Consider the following 16,781-nt stretch of genomic DNA (forward strand, 5'->3'; position numbering starts at 1 on the left):
GCCAACCTCTTCGGATTGACAGACGAGGATATCTATGATGCTATTATAAACAGGTCTGAAGAGATCAAGCATGTTTTTGATATTTACAAATTAAAACTGGCAAGTTGAACTTGCGAAACTTAAATTTGTATCTTGAAATGTGCTATTTAAAGATCATATTGGAATTGTCGTATTGTATAACGCTGTTTCTGGACGAGACACCTGTTCCGATTCAGATAAATTGATTATTTTTGTGTCGTTTTGACCCAAAGAAACATGGAGTGGAAAAAAAGGAATAGTTATTTTATTCAATGGTTTATAGGCATGGGGGACTTGATTGTAATCAACCTCATGTTTTTTGTTGTGTATTATTTGCTCGGAGAATCGTATGCCGGTGCAATAACTCCTGCTATGCGAGAAGTTGTATTGTTGCTAAATTTCTGCTATTTTTTCTCCTTGTATTTCGTGCCGATGCAATTGCACATGTCGGTTGTGTTTATTGATAAGATCGTACAACGTGCATTTCTGATGGTTACCTTTTTTATATTCTTCTTTGCTACCTGTCTGACTTTTCTGAATATTGGTGATCTACTTGCAACTTTTCTTATTGTCTATTATATAGCAACTGTTATTGTCTTTTCCTTTTGGCGCGTTTTAGTCCGTATTTGTTTGAAAGCGTATCGTAAGAAAGGCTTTAATTCTAAAAAAATTATAATTGTCGGTGCAGGGAAAAACGGTATGGAAATCTATAAAGTCATGAAGAACGATTTGACGTATGGATTTCGTATTATGGGATTTTTTGATGATAACATATCGTTGAGACATGTATTGCCTAATTACTTAGGTTTGACCAATGAGGTTGAAACTTATGTGTTAGAAAACGAAATTGATGAAATTTACTATACTTTGCCCGGAACACAGGATGAAAAACTGTTGAGAATGCTGAATTTTTCGGAGAAAAATATGATACGTTTCTATATTATACCTGAGTTTTATAGAAATGTAAAGAAAAGTTTAGTAATGGAAGTTATTGAATCTATCCCCTTGCTTTCGGTGAGGCGCGAACCATTACAGGCTACCTATAATCGTGTATTAAAACGTTCATTTGATATTGTTTTTTCTTTAGGAGTAATCGTTTTTGTTTTTCCTGTTTTGTATATGATTGTGGGAATAATGATAAAGCTTTCTTCTAAAGGACCTATTATATTTAAGCAAAGACGAACCGGACTGTATGGGCATGAGTTTGAATGTTATAAATTTCGAACAATGCGTGTGAACGTAGAGGCTGATGAAAAGCAGGCTGAAAAAAATGACCCAAGAACAACGAAAGTAGGAAATTTCCTTCGACGAACAAATCTGGATGAATTCCCTCAATTTTTCAATGTGCTTTATGGAGACATGTCGGTTGTTGGTCCGCGTCCGCATATGTTGAAACATACAGAACTTTATTCTGCAATAATAGATAAATACATGGTTCGTCACTTAGCAAAACCAGGAGTGACGGGCTGGGCGCAAGTCACCGGTTACCGTGGGGAGACAAAGACTCTGGAACAAATGGAAGGACGAGTGAGAAGGGACGTGTGGTATATTGAAAATTGGTCGTTCTTTTTGGATTTGAAGATTATTGTTGTCACCGTTATTAATATGTTTAAAGGAGAAAAGAACGCTTATTAACGCTGTTTTCTGCACACATTCTCTTCTTTTGTGTAGATGAGAGATAATTAATTGTATATTTGTACCCGTTATGGGAAGGATTTTAGCCATAGATTATGGACGTAAACGAACAGGTATTGCTGTGACTGATACTATGCAGATGATTGCAAATGGGTTGACTACGTTGCCCAGTGCTGAACTTGGATCATTCCTGTCGGATTATATAAAGAAAGAACCTGTCGAATTATTTGTTTTAGGACTTCCGAAGCAGATGAATAATCAACCATCTGAAAATATGAAATATGTTGAACAATTTGCGAAGAAGTTAAAACAACTTTTTCCAACGATTCCTGTTGAGTTTTATGACGAGAGGTTCACTTCCGTGCTTGCTCATAAGGCGATGCTTGAAGGAGGCTTGAAAAAACAAAAAAGGCAGGATAAGGCTCTTGTTGATGAAATAAGCGCCGTTATAATTCTTCAATCGTATTTAGAAAGTAAAAAATATCAATATAAACTATGATTTTACCAATATATCTATATGGCCAGCCGGTCTTAAGGGAAGAAACAAAAGACGTTCCTGTTGACTATCCGAATTTAAAAGAATTAGTCGCAAATATGTTCGAAACAATGTATAATGCTGATGGGGTAGGTCTGGCTGCACCGCAGATTGGATTGTCGCTTCGTTTACTTGTTATTGATGCCGATGTCTTATCAGACGATTTTCCGGAATGCAAAGGTTTTAAACGAGCAATGGTGAATCCTTGTATTGTAGAACGAAGTGATGAGACGGTGGCAATGGAAGAAGGGTGTCTGAGTTTTCCCGGTGTGCATGAAAAAGTATCCCGGGCAAAAATAATTCGTGTAACCTATTCAGATGAAAATGGGACTTCGCACGAAGAAGAATTAGACGGCTTTACTGCACGTGTAGTGCAACATGAATGCGAACACTTGGCCGGGGGCGTTTTTATAGATAATATCTCTCCGATACGGAAGCAATTAAACAAAGGCAGACTAAATAATATAATAAAAGGTACAGCTCGTTGTTCATACAGAACAAAGGCTGTAGGAAAATAATCAACTAATTAAATCAATCGTTATGACAGATTTAAGCAAAAACATTCAAGAACTGAGAAAGAAAAAAGAGGTTCTGAAGAAAGGTGGGGGCGATGCCGCTATCGAAAAACAAATAGCCATGGGAAAACTAACTGCCCGTGACCGAATTCTTTCTTTGGTTGACAAAGATTCTTTTCAGGAATTTGATATGTTTGTTAAACATGACGGCCGCGATTTCGGGTTGGATAAAAAAGACTTCCCTGGTGACGGTGTGATCACAGGTACAGGTACTATCTATGGTGCTCCTGTCTGTATTTATGCGCAAGACTTTACGGTAGCTGGTGGCTCTTTGGGGTTGCAACATGCCCGTAAGATTACCAAAATCATGGATCACGCATTAAAAATGAAATGCCCTGTAATTGGTATTAACGACTCGGGCGGAGCACGTATTCAGGAAGGTGTAGGTGCACTTGCCGGATATGGCGAAATTTTCTATCGCAATACAATTGCATCCGGAGTTATTCCTCAGATTTCATTAATACTTGGACCTTGTGCAGGAGGTGCTGTTTATTCTCCGGCTTTGACTGATTTCGTTTTTGTTGTTGAGAATATTTCAAAAATGTTTATCACAGGCCCGAATGTGATTAAAACTGTTTTAGGTGAAGATGTTTCGATGGAAGAATTAGGCGGAGCCCGTGTTCATGCAGAGATAACCGGTAATGCCCATTTTTATGCTAAATCAGAGCAGGAATGTTTCGGTCAGATCAAAGAGCTGATCAGCTTGATTCCCGCAAATAATTCGGCTAAGCCAATAATTGTAGAAAAAAAGAATCCTGCTACAAACTTAAATATAGAAGACGTTGTTCCGTCTGATCCCAAACAGCCTTATGATGTGCGTGATGTAATCAAATGCATTGCAGACGATTCTAAATTTTTAGAAGTACAAGAACTTTGGGCTGCTAATATTGTGATTGGTTTTGGACGTATTGGAGGAGAAACAGTTGGTTTTGTTGCCAACCAGGCGATGGTCTTAGCAGGAGTACTTGACTGTGATAGCGCAGATAAGGCCGCTCGTTTTATTCGTTTTTGCGACTCATTCAATATTCCTATTATTACTTTGGAAGATATGCCGGGTTATTTACCGGGTATAGATCAGGAACATGCCGGAGTTATTCGTCATGGAGCTAAAGTGCTTTATGCTTATTCTGAAGCTACAGTACCTAAGATTACGATCATTCTTCGTAAAGCTTATGGTGGTGGATATATAGCGATGAACTCCCGCCATTTAGGCGCTGATTTTGTGTTTGCATGGCCAAGTGCGGAAATTGCCGTAATGGGACCGGAAGGTGCTGCCAATATTATTTTCCGTAAGGAAATTGAAGAGGCGGAAGATAAAAACGCAATGCGTGAAGAAAAGGTGAAAGAATACATCGAGAAATTCGCGAATCCATACGTGGCTGCTTCAAAAGGATTTATAGACTCTGTTATCGAGCCTAAAGAAACTCGTGCGTTATTATTGCATGCCTTGAAACTTTCTATTCTGAAGGAAGAATACAGACCTAAAAAGAAACATGGACTTCCTCCATTTTAAATCTGTAATAACGAAGAAAAATGGAAACGAAGAAAATAGAATATGTTGATTTTGTCGTTACTGCACGTAAATACAAAACAACGCTGACAAAGAAATATCTTGATCGGAAGCCGTGGCAACCAGTGCAACCCGGAGATGTGAATTCTCACCTGCCGGGTACGATAGTGGAAATCATGGTGAAAGAAGGTGATCATGTAGAAAAGGGGCAATTATTATGCATTCATGAAGCTATGAAGATGCTAAATAGAATTGTGGCTCCTTTTGCAGGAATTGTAACTCAGGTAAATGTGAAAATTGGTGATAAAATAGCAAAAAATCATTTGATGATGAAAATTGAAGCAAGATAAGATAAAATCTCTTATTTTTGCCTTTCAATGAATAAAGCAAATGGTAAGGAAGGCAATACTCTCAATTTCACTTTTGATATTTTCACTTTTGGCTTTTGCTCAGATTAATACGGACAGAGTATTAACAATCGGACGTAACGCTTTGTATTTTGAAGATTACGTTCTCTCTATCCAGTATTTCAATCAGGTAATAAGATCAAAGCCCTGGATGGCAGAACCGTACTTCTATCGTGCGGTAGCAAAAGTGAATCTGGATGACTTTAAGGGGGCCGAAGAAGACTGTGATTTATGTCTTCAGCGGAACCCCTTTTTAGTACAGGCCTATTATGCCCGGGGGATAGCTCGTCAGAGTCAGGAAAATTATAGCGGAGCCATAACTGATTATGAGAAGGGACTCGAATTTAAACCGGGAGACAGGCAGATGTTGTCAAATATGGCTGTCGCTTATATCCAGAAGAAAGATTACGATGGAGCTGAGAAAGTCTTTGACGATATGATGAAAGCGTATCCCAAATACGCTATGGGGTATATGACACGCGGAGCAATGTATCTGGAAAAAGGAGATACGATCAAGGCACTTGAAGACTACAATAAATCAATAGAGATAGACCCTTACTATGCCTCTTCTTATGGTAATAGAGCATTAGTTTATTATCAGATGGATAAATTTGACGAGGCGCTGGCGGATTTAAATGAAGCCCTTCGTCTTAACACGCGTGAAAGCGGATATTACATTAATCGTGGGTTAGTGCGTTATCAGATGAAAGACCTGCGTGGAGCGATGGCAGATTATGATCAGGTTATCTCAATGGATAGTAATAATCTGATTGCTCGTTTTAACCGTGGACTGCTGCGGGCGCAGGTGGGTGATAACAACCGTGCAATAGAGGATTTTGATGTTGTGTTGAGTCTGGAGCCCGATAATTACATCGCTTATTATAACAGGGCATTGTTGAGGTTTGAAACAGGAGATTATTACGGATCAATAGCTGATTTTGATGTTGTGTTGGAGCAATATCCTAATTTTATAGCAGGCTATTATAGTCGGGCGGAGGCAAAACGGAAAATTCGTGATTTAGCGGGTGCAGATAGAGATGTTTGGACTGCTTACAAAAAAGAAGAAGGTAACGATAAGCCATCTGTTGCATCTACATCAACGAATACTTCTTCTAAAGATAGTTCGGCAGATAATAAAGAGAGCACGCGCGAAAAATCCGACAAGAATATCAATAAATTTAATCGTCTCGTTGTGTATGATAAAGAAGAAGAACGTAAAAGTAAATATCAGAGCGAGGTGCGAGGGCGTGTACAAGACAAAAATGTCCGTGTTGATATTGAACCGCAATTCGTGTTGACATATTATGAAAAACCTGATCCGGTAAAGAATCTGGTGTATTATAATAAAATAGTTGAGGATTATAATAGTAAGAAGCTTTTGCCCATGTTTCTTACCATCACAAATCAAGAGGCGGCATTGAATGAAGATCAGGTGTCTCAACATTTTACCTCAATCAATAACTTTTCAGCAAAAATAGATGCCAATCCAACTGATGCAAACCTATATTTTGGCCGGGCATTAGATTATATGTTAGTGCAGGATTTCATGGAGGCAATTAAAGACTACGATAAAGTGGTGACATTAGACCCCTCTTTTGTAATGGCTTATTTTAATCGAGCTATAGTACGCTATAAACAGTTAGAATATGATTTGTCCCATGATTCGAATCAGGATGATCTGTCTATGATCGATAAACAGCTAAGTGTAGGAACTAAAGGCAACCAGAATTTACCGCAGACAAGCCAGCAAAACCTACAGGCAGGGTTTAAAGATAACAAACGAGCCTATGAGCATGAAATGATAGTGCGAGATTACGACATGGTGATTAAGCTTAACCCGGATTTTATTTATGCGTACTTTAACAGAGGGAATTTGCGTTGCTCGCAAAAAGACTTCAGAGCGGCTATTCAGGATTACACAACAGCTATAACCAAAGATCCCGAATTTGCTGAAGCCTATTTTAATAGAGGATTAGCCCGACTTTCTTTAGGGGATACAAATCGAGGTATAGCCGATTTAAGTAAAGCCGGGGAATTAGGTATCATCAATGCGTATAATATTATTAAACGAATGACGAACAACTGATTTTTTTAGCTTAAAACTCTGTATATTACATAAAGAATCGTAAATTTGCACCTTGAATTTAAGTAAATTAGTGAAATAAGATATGATTAAAATAACATTTCCGGATAATTCCGTAAGAGAATATGCTGCTGGAACAACTTCGATGCAAATTGCTGAAAGTATTAGTTCCCGTTTAGCGCAGGATGTTTTGGCAGCAAGTGTGAATGGTGAAATTTGGGATCTTACCCGTCCTATCACGCAGGATGCTACGGTAAAATTATACAAATGGGAAGATGAAGAGGGAAAACATGCGTTTTGGCATTCAAGTGCTCACTTGATGGCTGAGGCACTGCAGATTCTTTATCCCGGTGTAAAATTCGGAATTGGACCGGCTATAGAAAATGGATTTTATTATGATGTTGATCCGGGAGAAGGAGTAACAATAAAGGAAGGCGATTTTCCTGCCATTGAAGCTAAGATGTTGGAATTAGTGGCTAACAAGGAAGAGATCAGACGTCAGGAGATTTCTAAGGCTGACGCTATGAAAATGTTTGGTGATAGGGGAGAGGTTTATAAAACAGAACTTATCAGCGAGCTGGAGGATGGGAAAATCACGACATATACGCAAGGAGAGTTTACGGATTTGTGCCGTGGCCCTCATCTTCCTAATACTTCTTACCTGAAGGCCGTTAAAATATTGAGCGTTGCCGGAGCATACTGGCGTGGAGATGAAAAAAGAAAACAGTTAGTTCGCCTTTATGGTATTACTTTCCCTAAAAAGAAAATGCTGGATGAATATCTGGTCTTATTAGAGGAAGCTAAAAAGAGAGACCACCGTAAGATTGGTAAAGAACTGGAATTGTTTACATTCTCTACTGCTGTTGGTGCCGGATTACCTCTTTGGTTACCAAGAGGAACGCAGCTAAGGTTAAAATTAGAAGATTTCCTGAAAAGAATTCAGAAGAAATATGGTTATCAGCAAGTGATAACTCCGCATATCGGAGCAAAACAGCTTTATGTAACATCCGGTCATTATGCTAAATATGGTAAGGATTCGTTTCAGCCGATTCATACGCCACAAGAAGGGGAAGAGTTCTTATTGAAACCAATGAACTGTCCTCATCACTGTGAGATATATAAAGCATTCCCGCGTTCATACAAAGATCTTCCTGTCCGTTTTGCGGAATTTGGCACGGTGTATCGTTATGAACAAAGTGGAGAGTTGCACGGGTTGACAAGGGTACGTGGCTTTACGCAGGATGATGCGCACTTGTTTTGCCGCCCCGATCAACTAAAGAATGAGTTCCTTAAAGTAATGGATATTATTTTTATCATATTTAAGGCTCTGGATTTTGAAAATTTTGAAGCTCAGATATCATTGAGAGATCCCAATAATAAAGAAAAATATATTGGCTCGGATGAGAACTGGGATAAGGCGGAGCAGGCAATTGTCGAAGCATGCCAGGAGAAAGGTCTTAAAGCGCGCATAGAATTGGGCGAGGCCGCCTTCTATGGTCCTAAACTGGATTTTATGGTTAAGGATGCACTCGGAAGAAGATGGCAGTTAGGTACAATTCAGGTGGACTATAATCTGCCGGAACGTTTTGAGTTGGAATACACGGGAGAGGATAATAAGAAACATCGTCCCGTAATGATTCATCGTGCTCCGTTTGGTTCTATGGAACGTTTTGTCGCAGTGCTTATTGAACATACAGGAGGTAAATTTCCTCTTTGGCTGACTCCGGATCAGGTATGTATTTTACCCGTTAGTGAGAAATTCAATGACTATGCATGGGAAGTTGCTAAAGTTTTAGGAGAGCAGGATATACGTGTTCTTGTAGATGACAGAAACGAAAAAGTAGGCCGTAAGATTCGTGATAATGAATTAAAACGAATACCCTTTATGCTGATAGTCGGTGAGAAAGAAGCCGAAAAAGGAGAAGTTTCTGTAAGAAAACAGGGTGAAGGTGATAAAGGTTCGATGGAAATTGCTACCTTTGCAGCTCTTTTGAGTGAAGAAGTGGAAAATATGATGAATCGTTGGCAAAATACAAATTAAATATATAGAGGAGAATAAAGCTTTTTGAATGAAGAATGATAGCCTAAAAGATCAGTACAGAATAAACGAGCGAATAAAAGTTCGTGAAGTTCGCTTGGTAGGTGATAATGTGGAAAATGGAGTTTTTCCAATCTCGCAAGCGTTGAAAATAGCGGAAGATTTAGACCTTGACTTGGTTGAAATTTCGCCAAATGCTGTACCCCCTGTTTGTAGAGTAACCGATTATCAGAAATTCCTTTATCAACAAAAGAAACGACAGAAAGAGCAAAAGGCTAAATCTGTTAAAGTAATTGTTAAAGAAATACGTTTTGGACCTCAAACGGACGACCATGATTACAATTTTAAATTGAAACATGCAAAAAGTTTTCTGGAAGAAGGAGCAAAAGTTAAAGCTTACGTGTTTTTTAAAGGACGTTCTATCTTGTTTAAAGAACAAGGTGAGGTTTTACTACTACGTTTTGCTAATGATTTGGAAGATTATGGGAAGGTGGAGCAATTGCCAGTCTTAGAAGGTAAAAGGATGATTATAATGTTATCTCCCAAAAAAGCTTCTGTACCCTCTGCTAAGCCTGTTAAGAAGGTTGTAGCACCTCCTGTTCAGAAGAAAACGGAAGAAAAAGAAAATAAAGATAAAGAATAAGATCAACCTGAAAAGGTTTGATATATGATGTATAATAATTAAATAAATTGGAAAATGCCTAAGATGAAGACTAATTCCGGTGCCAAAAAGAGGTTTGCCCTTACCGGAACAGGTAAAATCAAGAGAAAACATGCTTTTAAAAGTCATATCTTGACGAAAAAGACTAAAAAGCAAAAAAGAAATCTTACTCATACAGGTTTAGTAAATGCTGTAGATGTAAACAATGTTAAACTTTTGCTTTGTTTAAAGTAATTTTATCAGCAAGTTTTTTTATCGATTTTTATTAACCGAATGTTTTAGCAAAAAAGTTCATCAATAGATGGCGCTAACGTTCAAAAACAGATTAGAATTATGCCTAGATCAGTAAATCATGTTGCTTCAAGAGCAAAAAGAAAACGGATTTTAAAACTTACCCGTGGGTATTATGGTGCGCGTAAAAATGTGTGGACTGTAGCAAAGAATACTTGGGAAAAGGGATTAACTTATGCTTTCCGTGACCGTCGCAATAAAAAGCGTTCTTTCCGTGCATTATGGATTCAACGTATTAACGCTGCTGCACGTTTGGAAGGTTTATCTTATTCTCGCTTGATGGGAGCTTTACATGCTGCCGGTATCGAAATAAACCGTAAGGTTTTGGCCGATTTAGCAGTAAATCATCCTGAAGCTTTCAAAGCAATTGTAGAAAAAGTAAAATAAAAATATTTTTTTTATTTCTAAAATAAAGGAGAGTGTTGTTCGAGGTAAGAACAATCCTCTCCTTTGTTTTGTATAAATGATGTTTAAGGAGCGATTGCTCTTTTTTGAGAAGGGCTATAAGCTGTAAAATAGCCTACGCCGCCGTTGCTGATGTTTCCTTGTATATTTGATGGAGGGCCTCCGAACATCGGATTCTCTCCGTATTTCATGTCTTGAGCTTGTTCTATAAAATTAAAATATCCTTTTTCAACGCGACAATACTCAACGACCACTTCATCTCCCGAACTAATAAACGTCTGATATTTCAGGTCGTCTTCTGCATAATCATCTATCTCTGCTTTATCGGAAAAGTAGTAAACTAAAAAGCCATTCAGATATTCTCCGTCAGTCAATAGGTCTTTCATTAGCCCGAATTTACTTAGCTTTGTGGCTAAGGTGTCACAAACATAATATTTGCTGATATAGAAATCTTCTCCTTCCGGCTCTTGTGCAAACATGTTGACGGTAAATACATTGAACCCCATGTCATTCATTGTTCTTATCTCTACAGAATCTATGACAAACTTCCGGGACATTGTGGTTGATGCTTCGTATAATTCGCTCAGGCCATCTTGGTCAAAGTCATATTCAACAGTAAGATGATAACTCTCACCCGGTTTTCCTGCCTTTAGATCTTGCGTTTGATATCTTCCTTTTTCTGTATCACTCTCCAGTAAAGTCCATACTTCATTATCGGATGTTTTAATACTGACTTGCGCTCCTGAAATAGTCGGATTGTGCCCCTGATCAAAATAAGGCAGAGAACTGCTGATGGAAATATTTTGATAGGCTAATGTGTCGGTAATTGTACCGTAGATTACGATCTTGGAGTCGTCGCTATCTAAATCTAATTCGATGCGTTCTGTGCAGGCTGTCGTGAGTAAGGTGAAAAATGTAAGTAGATAAATATATGCTTTTCTCATGTCGATCAGAATTTGAAATTATACGTAATTGAAGGAACCATATTGAATAAATAAACACTTTCAGCATAAGGTATGCCTGTATCAGCTTCCTGGTCAAAAGTGATCATGTATGGATTTTTACGTCCATAGGCGTTATATATAGAAAAGCTCCATTCACTTTTCCAGCGTTTCTTAGAGTTTGGGTTAGGTACATAGGTGCATGACAAATCCAGGCGATGATAATCTGGCTTTCTATATTCATTTCTACCTGAATAAATCGGGAAATATTCTCCGTCAATTCCAAAACGACCTGAAGGATATGTTGCCGGAGTACCCGTGGCATATACCCATATGCCTGATAACGTGATTTTACGCGAAACTTCGTAATTGATAGCTATATTGATACTGTTTGTTTTATCATAAGGAGAAAGATAGGTTTTCCCCAGATTAATATCGGGAATCGTACGTTCTGCCCGTGAGAGAGTATAGTTAATGAATCCATTCAGGCGACCTTTATTCTTTCGTACCATAAACTCCGCCCCATACGCTTTCCCTTTTCCGGTTCTGACTTCGTCCTCAAGATTTTTGTTGAGAATGAGATCCGCATGATCTGCAAAATCGATTACGTTCTTTAATGATTTGTAGTAAAGCTCAACAGAAGTTTCATATGTATTGTCTTCAAGATTATGAAAATAACCGGCTGAAAGCATATCTACTTTTTGAGGTTTAATCTTTGGACTGGAAAGGAACCATACATCAAGTGGCGAATTGGATGATGAACTGTTTGCTAACTGGATATACTGCGTATTGTGTGCATAGTTAGCCTTTATAGATGAATGATCGCTTAGTTTATACACCGAACCCAAACGAGGTTCGAGGGTTTGATAAGTATTAAATATGTTCCCCTTTTTGATGTTTTGAAAAAGAGACCATCTTAGCCCGTATTTAATAGACCATCTATCATCTAATGATTGTTCGTTGGAAGCATACAAACTACTTTCAAGTGCATAAGTTTCGTCTATTTTATAGCGTCCATAATCAATGGATTTCACAGTGCCGGGAGTGAAACTGTGTAAGGTGGATGTCATACCGAAGTTTAGGTTCAAAAATGAATTATTAATGTAAGAATAATCAGCCCGTAGCATGATATCATTAATTGTCGATTCCCAAGTCATAACAGCCCCTTCGATATCAGAATTTAATTTATAATTGTATTGACTGATATTTACTCCAATCCGGGAATATAAATTTTCATTGTAACTATGTCCCCATGTTAATGAACTTGCTAAATTACCATATTTAAAGCCATAAAGCTTTGTCCCGAAATTATCCTGCCCATAATACATGTTGAGTGAAATATTGTCTTTGTTTGAAATGCGGTGTGTTATTTTTGCGTTTAAATCATAGAAATAGAGCGTCAATCCCTTCATGTCTTCATCGCTGGATAGTTTTAGGAAAAGATCAGCATAACTCCGTCTGCCACCAATCATCCACGATGTTTTTTTCCCGGTTTTTCCCTTTAAAACAAGTCGGCTGAGTATTAATCCCAGTCCTCCTGTTCCCGTTGTTTTGTCCGGTATATCATCAATTGTTTTTATATCTAATAAAGAAGATAAACGACCACCATGTTTCAGCGGTATATCTCCTTTATATAGTTCCAGATCACTGATGACATCATTGTTAAACACAGAAAAGAATCCCATTAGATGAGAGGCGTTATAAATAGTTGTGTTATCTAATAAAATCAGATTTTGATCAGGAGAACCACCTCGTACGCTGAAACCCGAACTACCTTCCGACGTAGCCTGTACTCCAGGTAATAACTGGATTGCTTTGATCACATCAACTTCACCCATTAATGCCGGTATTCTTTTTATTTCAGTCATTGAGAGTCTTTCTACACCCATTGATAAGTTTGTGATGTTTATATCTTTAGATCGTGCTGTTACTATAACTTCGTCTAAATCTGTATTGGAAGACAATACTATTTCCAACTTCTGATTTGTTGATGCAGAAATCTTTGTTTTGTTCGATTCGTAGCCAACAAAAGATGTAATAAGAGTGTAGTTTCCGGTAGGAGATGAAAATTTAAAATATCCCGATTCATCAGATATATACCCTTTGCCTATTTCTGCGATTGCAATAGTTGCTCCAGCTAATGGCGTTTTTGACGATTTTTCAAGTACAATTCCCTCAATGGTTACAGTTTGTTGTTGAGCTAAACTGTGAACTGTGATCAGAAATAAAAGAACAATAGAGAATAATATCCTATACAGCATGATTATATGTGTGATATCTGCGAAAACAGATTGATTCTTATACAAATTAAGAGAAAAGAAGATGTAATTCAAAATAAGTTTTAATGAATTATGCTTTTTTACGATGAAAGCACAATCTTGGTTTGAAACAAATCGGATTATTGAATGAAAGTTAATTAATATCCTGGTATATGATGTTTTACTTCTGTTATTACACTTTTTTTGAGATTTTTTTGAAAAAAAAGACCTATGTTGTACAACATGTCTCAAATATACATACATTTGCAATGTAATTTTATGAACATTATTATTGACACTAAAATTTGAATTGAAATGAAAAAGGTATTGGCATTTGTTGCTGTTGTTGCAGCTGTTTCTTTTACTTCTTGTGCAAATAAATCTGCAGAAACAACCTCTGAGGCTGTTGCAGAAACTGAAGCTGTTGTAGAAGAAGCAACTCCTGCTGTAGAAGAAGCTGTTGCTGATTCTACTGTTATTCCTGCTGACTCAACTGCTGTTCCAACAGAAACAGCTCCTGCAGAATAATACAGAGACTAAGAACGTTTTAAACGTATGAGGGTGTCCGATCAAGACACCCTTTTTTGTTATCTCATAAATCTTTATTTTTGCACTTCAAATAAATAAAAATATATGGATAACTTTAGAATATGGGTTTGTGGTTTGCTTGAACTATTTGGTGTTTCTACTGAAGCGGCTGAGCGTTTTGATAATTTTGTTGTGTTTGCTTTTATCATATTAATAGCCTATTTTATTGATATTATTTGTCGTAATATTATTCTTAAAATTTTTACACATATTGCGGCTAAAACAAAAAACTTATGGGATGATCTGATTATCGAACGAAAGATAATCCATAAGATGATCAATATTGTTCCTTCTATTTTTATTTATATCATGTTGCCGTTTGCTTTTCCTGAAAGTGAGCATGCGAATACGTTAGATTTTCTGATGCGATTGTGTGAAGTCTATATAATCGCGATTTCAACTCGTTTTGCATATGCTTCTCTCGGGCTTATCCACGAAGTATATATTCGTAAGCAGACAATGGGAAATAAGCCGGTAAAAGGTTTTGTCCAGATTCTACAGGTGATTGTCGTTCTTATCGGGGTTATTGCAATTATTGCAGTTCTCATAAATAAATCGGCCACTTCCTTATTGGCCGGACTTGGTGCTTCAGCAGCCATTCTAACGTTGGTGTTTAAGGATACAATATTAGGCTTTGTTGCCGGAATACAACTTTCGGTTAATGATATGCTTCGACCGGGCGATTGGATCACGATGGAAAAATATAATGCGGATGGGGTAGTGATTGAGGTTACCTTATATGCCGTTAAAGTAAGGAACTGGGATAATACTGTGACAACGATACCTCCTTATGCACTTATTAGTGATTCTTTTCAGAACTGGCGGAACATGTTTGAATCAGGCGGACGGCGCGTAAAGCGATCTGTCAATATTGACATGAATAGTGTGAAATTCTGTACTCCTGAAATGCTCCAGCGTTTTCGTAAAATTTCTTTGATAACAGACTATATTGATGGAAAAGAAGAAGAACTTTTAGCGTATAACACGACACATCATGTTGATTCTTCAATTTCGGTTAATGGTAGGAGACAAACAAATCTTGGAGTATTCAGAAATTATCTTTTTCGCTATTTAAGAAATCATCCGGCGATTAATCAGGATCTGACATGTATGGTACGCCATCTCCAACCAACTGATAAGGGAATCCCTATTGAATTATACTTCTTTTCTTCAGATAGAGCCTGGGTTGTTTATGAAGGTTTGCAGGCTGATGTTTTTGATCATGTGCTGGCGATTATCCCTGAGTTTGATCTCCATGTTTTTCAGAATGTATCAGGCTACGATATTCGGAATGTTAAAATTGAAAATAAATAAACGGTTGTACTCCGGCATTCTTAAACTGAACGACAATAAAGATCGTTATAATCAGCATTAATGCTTGTATAAAGAGAGGTGAACGGGTTACAATCCCTTGTACCCATTTATCTGCTGCTTTGGGCATGAAGTGAAATATATAGCCGATTGCCATTAGTGCGAAAACTATCGAATACCCAGATATGAACTGAAGAAATATTTCCGGATGAAAATTGGAGACTATCTGAGTAAGGACTTCTTTTACTGTCTGCATTGTGTTAGCCCGGAAAAATATCCAGCCGAAGCAAACAACATGAAAGGTGATAAACGTTTCAATGAATCTGCGGAAAAACGTCATTTCACTGCCCGTCTGTTTAAATCCTTTGAAACGTCCCATGATAAACTTATGGATAGCTAATGCTACTCCGTGAAGCGCGCCCCAAATAATAAAACGAACAGATGCCCCATGCCATAGCCCTCCTAATAACATGGTGATGAAGAGATTTATATATGTACGGAACTTTCCTTTACGGTTTCCGCCCAAAGAAATATAAAGATAGTCTTTTAACCAGGAAGATAAAGAAATGTGCCACCTACGCCAGAATTCTGTAATGGTTGCAGATTGGTAAGGAGAATCAAAGTTTATATTAAACCGAAAGCCAAGAAGGAGTGCGATACCAATTGCCATGTCTGAATAACCGGAAAAATCACAATAAATCTGTAAAGCATAACCATAAACAGCTAACAGGTTTTCTACTCCTGTATAAAGCAAAGGAGAATCGAATACGCGATCTACAAAGTTGAAACTGATATAATCGGATATAACACTTTTCTTTATTAAACCACACAATATTAAATACAATCCTTCTCCAAATTCAAGACGACTTAATGTTGGTTTTTTGTACATCTGCGGGATAAATTCACGTGCGCGTACGATTGGTCCGGCAACCAGCATAGGAAAGAATGATACATAGAATAGATAATCTATCCATCTATGCAAAACGGTTGTTTTACCTCTATAAATATCAATAATATAACTAATAGATTGAAAAGTGAAAAATGATAGACCAACCGGAAGGAAAATATCCATCTTTTCGAAATGTATTCGTTGAAGAGCTCCGTTTCCCATTAGATAGCCAATCTCATTGCAGGCAGAAACGGCTAATTCATACAGAAAATTGAAATATTTAAAATAGCCTAACATTCCAAGATTTACGCAAAGACTAAGTGTTACTAATAATCTTCGTTTCCACTGTACGGGTGTGTTTTCCATTATACGACCGATCAGGTAATCTGACGTTGCCGTAAAAATCAATAAGCCGAACCATAAACCACTGCTTTTGTAATAGAAATAGAGCGAAAACAACGTTACGTAAATTATGCGTGCTAAAGTATATTTTCTAAGGGACGCATAGATCATGAAGAATCCGATAAAAAGGAAAAAGAACAATCCGCTACTAAACAGCATAGGGGAGTCCTGCTGATAAGTTAACAGACCGACTGCCTTATCAAGCGAAAGTTGTGAAAAATATGTTTTTATTGA

The 16,781-nt window shown here is 37.6% G+C and carries 15 protein-coding genes; 12 read left to right on the plus strand and 3 right to left on the minus strand.

Going from position 1 to position 16,781, the window contains the following annotated elements; all coding sequences use genetic code 11:
• Positions 1-255: 255 nt before the first annotated feature.
• The 10 genes from PHT93_RS08480 (at position 256) to rplT (ending at position 10,140) form a co-directional block, all read left to right on the plus strand.
• On the plus strand, positions 256-1,653 hold the full coding sequence (locus tag PHT93_RS08480) for an undecaprenyl-phosphate glucose phosphotransferase (RefSeq protein ID WP_300241778.1): 1,398 nt from the start codon (positions 256-258) through the stop codon (positions 1,651-1,653).
• Positions 1,654-1,723: 70 nt separating this feature from the next.
• Complete coding sequence (gene ruvX, locus PHT93_RS08485) at positions 1,724-2,152, plus strand: Holliday junction resolvase RuvX (protein ID WP_300241779.1); 429 nt, start codon at positions 1,724-1,726, stop codon at positions 2,150-2,152.
• Positions 2,149-2,706 (plus strand): peptide deformylase, encoded by a 558-nt coding sequence (def, locus tag PHT93_RS08490; RefSeq protein ID WP_300241781.1) that lies wholly within the window; start codon positions 2,149-2,151, stop codon positions 2,704-2,706. Before ruvX ends, def begins: the two co-directional genes overlap by 4 nt.
• 22 nt (positions 2,707-2,728) lie before the next feature.
• The gene (locus PHT93_RS08495; protein WP_300241783.1) at positions 2,729-4,276 is read left to right on the plus strand and encodes an acyl-CoA carboxylase subunit beta; all 1,548 of its coding nucleotides are present in this window, start codon (positions 2,729-2,731) and stop codon (positions 4,274-4,276) included.
• Between the two features lie 20 nt (positions 4,277-4,296).
• Complete coding sequence (locus PHT93_RS08500) at positions 4,297-4,623, plus strand: acetyl-CoA carboxylase biotin carboxyl carrier protein subunit (protein WP_300241786.1); 327 nt, start codon at positions 4,297-4,299, stop codon at positions 4,621-4,623.
• Between the two features lie 40 nt (positions 4,624-4,663).
• Positions 4,664-6,766, plus strand: a complete 2,103-nt coding sequence (locus PHT93_RS08505) for a tetratricopeptide repeat protein (protein ID WP_300241789.1) — start codon at positions 4,664-4,666, stop codon at positions 6,764-6,766.
• Between the two features lie 82 nt (positions 6,767-6,848).
• Complete coding sequence (gene thrS / locus PHT93_RS08510; RefSeq protein ID WP_300241792.1) at positions 6,849-8,804, plus strand: threonine--tRNA ligase; 1,956 nt, start codon at positions 6,849-6,851, stop codon at positions 8,802-8,804.
• A gap of 28 nt (positions 8,805-8,832) precedes the next feature.
• Entirely contained in the window at positions 8,833-9,444 is a 612-nt protein-coding gene (infC, locus tag PHT93_RS08515; protein ID WP_300241795.1) for a translation initiation factor IF-3, read from the plus strand.
• Positions 9,445-9,498: 54 nt separating this feature from the next.
• Entirely contained in the window at positions 9,499-9,696 is a 198-nt protein-coding gene (rpmI, locus tag PHT93_RS08520; RefSeq protein ID WP_300241797.1) for a 50S ribosomal protein L35, read from the plus strand.
• A 99-nt stretch (positions 9,697-9,795) separates the two neighbouring features.
• Positions 9,796-10,140: a 50S ribosomal protein L20 gene (gene rplT / locus PHT93_RS08525; protein ID WP_300241799.1), complete on the plus strand. Its 345-nt coding sequence runs from the start codon at positions 9,796-9,798 to the stop codon at positions 10,138-10,140.
• An 83-nt stretch (positions 10,141-10,223) separates the two neighbouring features.
• On the opposite strand, the gene PHT93_RS08530 is transcribed toward rplT, so the two are convergent.
• Both PHT93_RS08530 and PHT93_RS08535 read right to left on the minus strand, forming a co-directional pair.
• Positions 10,224-11,102, minus strand: coding sequence for a DUF4249 domain-containing protein (locus PHT93_RS08530; protein WP_300241800.1), 879 nt, complete (start codon positions 11,100-11,102; stop codon positions 10,224-10,226).
• 5 nt (positions 11,103-11,107) lie between these two features.
• The gene (locus tag PHT93_RS08535; protein WP_300241802.1) at positions 11,108-13,360 is read right to left on the minus strand and encodes a TonB-dependent receptor; all 2,253 of its coding nucleotides are present in this window, start codon (positions 13,358-13,360) and stop codon (positions 11,108-11,110) included.
• Between the two features lie 312 nt (positions 13,361-13,672).
• On the opposite strand from PHT93_RS08535, the gene PHT93_RS08540 reads away from it, so the two are divergent.
• Both PHT93_RS08540 and PHT93_RS08545 read left to right on the plus strand, forming a co-directional pair.
• Positions 13,673-13,885 carry a hypothetical protein gene (locus PHT93_RS08540; protein ID WP_300241804.1) on the plus strand — a complete coding sequence of 71 codons (213 nt, stop codon included), beginning with the start codon at positions 13,673-13,675 and terminating at the stop codon, positions 13,883-13,885.
• Positions 13,886-13,990: 105 nt separating this feature from the next.
• Entirely contained in the window at positions 13,991-15,259 is a 1,269-nt protein-coding gene (locus PHT93_RS08545; protein WP_300241806.1) for a mechanosensitive ion channel domain-containing protein, read from the plus strand.
• On the opposite strand, the gene PHT93_RS08550 is transcribed toward PHT93_RS08545, so the two are convergent.
• Positions 15,240-16,706, minus strand: a complete 1,467-nt coding sequence (locus PHT93_RS08550; protein WP_300241847.1) for an MBOAT family O-acyltransferase — start codon at positions 16,704-16,706, stop codon at positions 15,240-15,242. The genes PHT93_RS08545 and PHT93_RS08550 overlap by 20 nt on opposite strands.
• Between the last annotated feature and the right edge of the window lie 75 nt (positions 16,707-16,781).

Source organism: Massilibacteroides sp. (genome assembly GCF_028705895.1).
Taxonomy (GTDB): domain Bacteria; phylum Bacteroidota; class Bacteroidia; order Bacteroidales; family Tannerellaceae; genus Massilibacteroides.

What these genes read in the sequence shown, in the direction of transcription:
- PHT93_RS08480 (WP_300241778.1), top strand. Translation starts at nt 256, where the DNA reads ATGGAGTGGAAAAAAAGGAATAGTTATTTTATTCAATGGTTTATAGGC.
- ruvX (WP_300241779.1), top strand. Translation starts at nt 1,724, where the DNA reads ATGGGAAGGATTTTAGCCATAGATTATGGACGTAAACGAACAGGTATT.
- def (WP_300241781.1), top strand. Translation starts at nt 2,149, where the DNA reads ATGATTTTACCAATATATCTATATGGCCAGCCGGTCTTAAGGGAAGAA.
- PHT93_RS08495 (WP_300241783.1), top strand. Translation starts at nt 2,729, where the DNA reads ATGACAGATTTAAGCAAAAACATTCAAGAACTGAGAAAGAAAAAAGAG.
- PHT93_RS08500 (WP_300241786.1), top strand. Translation starts at nt 4,297, where the DNA reads ATGGAAACGAAGAAAATAGAATATGTTGATTTTGTCGTTACTGCACGT.
- PHT93_RS08505 (WP_300241789.1), top strand. Translation starts at nt 4,664, where the DNA reads ATGGTAAGGAAGGCAATACTCTCAATTTCACTTTTGATATTTTCACTT.
- thrS (WP_300241792.1), top strand. Translation starts at nt 6,849, where the DNA reads ATGATTAAAATAACATTTCCGGATAATTCCGTAAGAGAATATGCTGCT.
- infC (WP_300241795.1), top strand. Translation starts at nt 8,833, where the DNA reads ATGAAGAATGATAGCCTAAAAGATCAGTACAGAATAAACGAGCGAATA.
- rpmI (WP_300241797.1), top strand. Translation starts at nt 9,499, where the DNA reads ATGCCTAAGATGAAGACTAATTCCGGTGCCAAAAAGAGGTTTGCCCTT.
- rplT (WP_300241799.1), top strand. Translation starts at nt 9,796, where the DNA reads ATGCCTAGATCAGTAAATCATGTTGCTTCAAGAGCAAAAAGAAAACGG.
- PHT93_RS08530 (WP_300241800.1), bottom strand. Translation starts at nt 11,102, where the DNA reads ATGAGAAAAGCATATATTTATCTACTTACATTTTTCACCTTACTCACG.
- PHT93_RS08535 (WP_300241802.1), bottom strand. Translation starts at nt 13,360, where the DNA reads ATGCTGTATAGGATATTATTCTCTATTGTTCTTTTATTTCTGATCACA.
- PHT93_RS08540 (WP_300241804.1), top strand. Translation starts at nt 13,673, where the DNA reads ATGAAAAAGGTATTGGCATTTGTTGCTGTTGTTGCAGCTGTTTCTTTT.
- PHT93_RS08545 (WP_300241806.1), top strand. Translation starts at nt 13,991, where the DNA reads ATGGATAACTTTAGAATATGGGTTTGTGGTTTGCTTGAACTATTTGGT.
- PHT93_RS08550 (WP_300241847.1), bottom strand. Translation starts at nt 16,706, where the DNA reads ATGCTGTTTAGTAGCGGATTGTTCTTTTTCCTTTTTATCGGATTCTTC.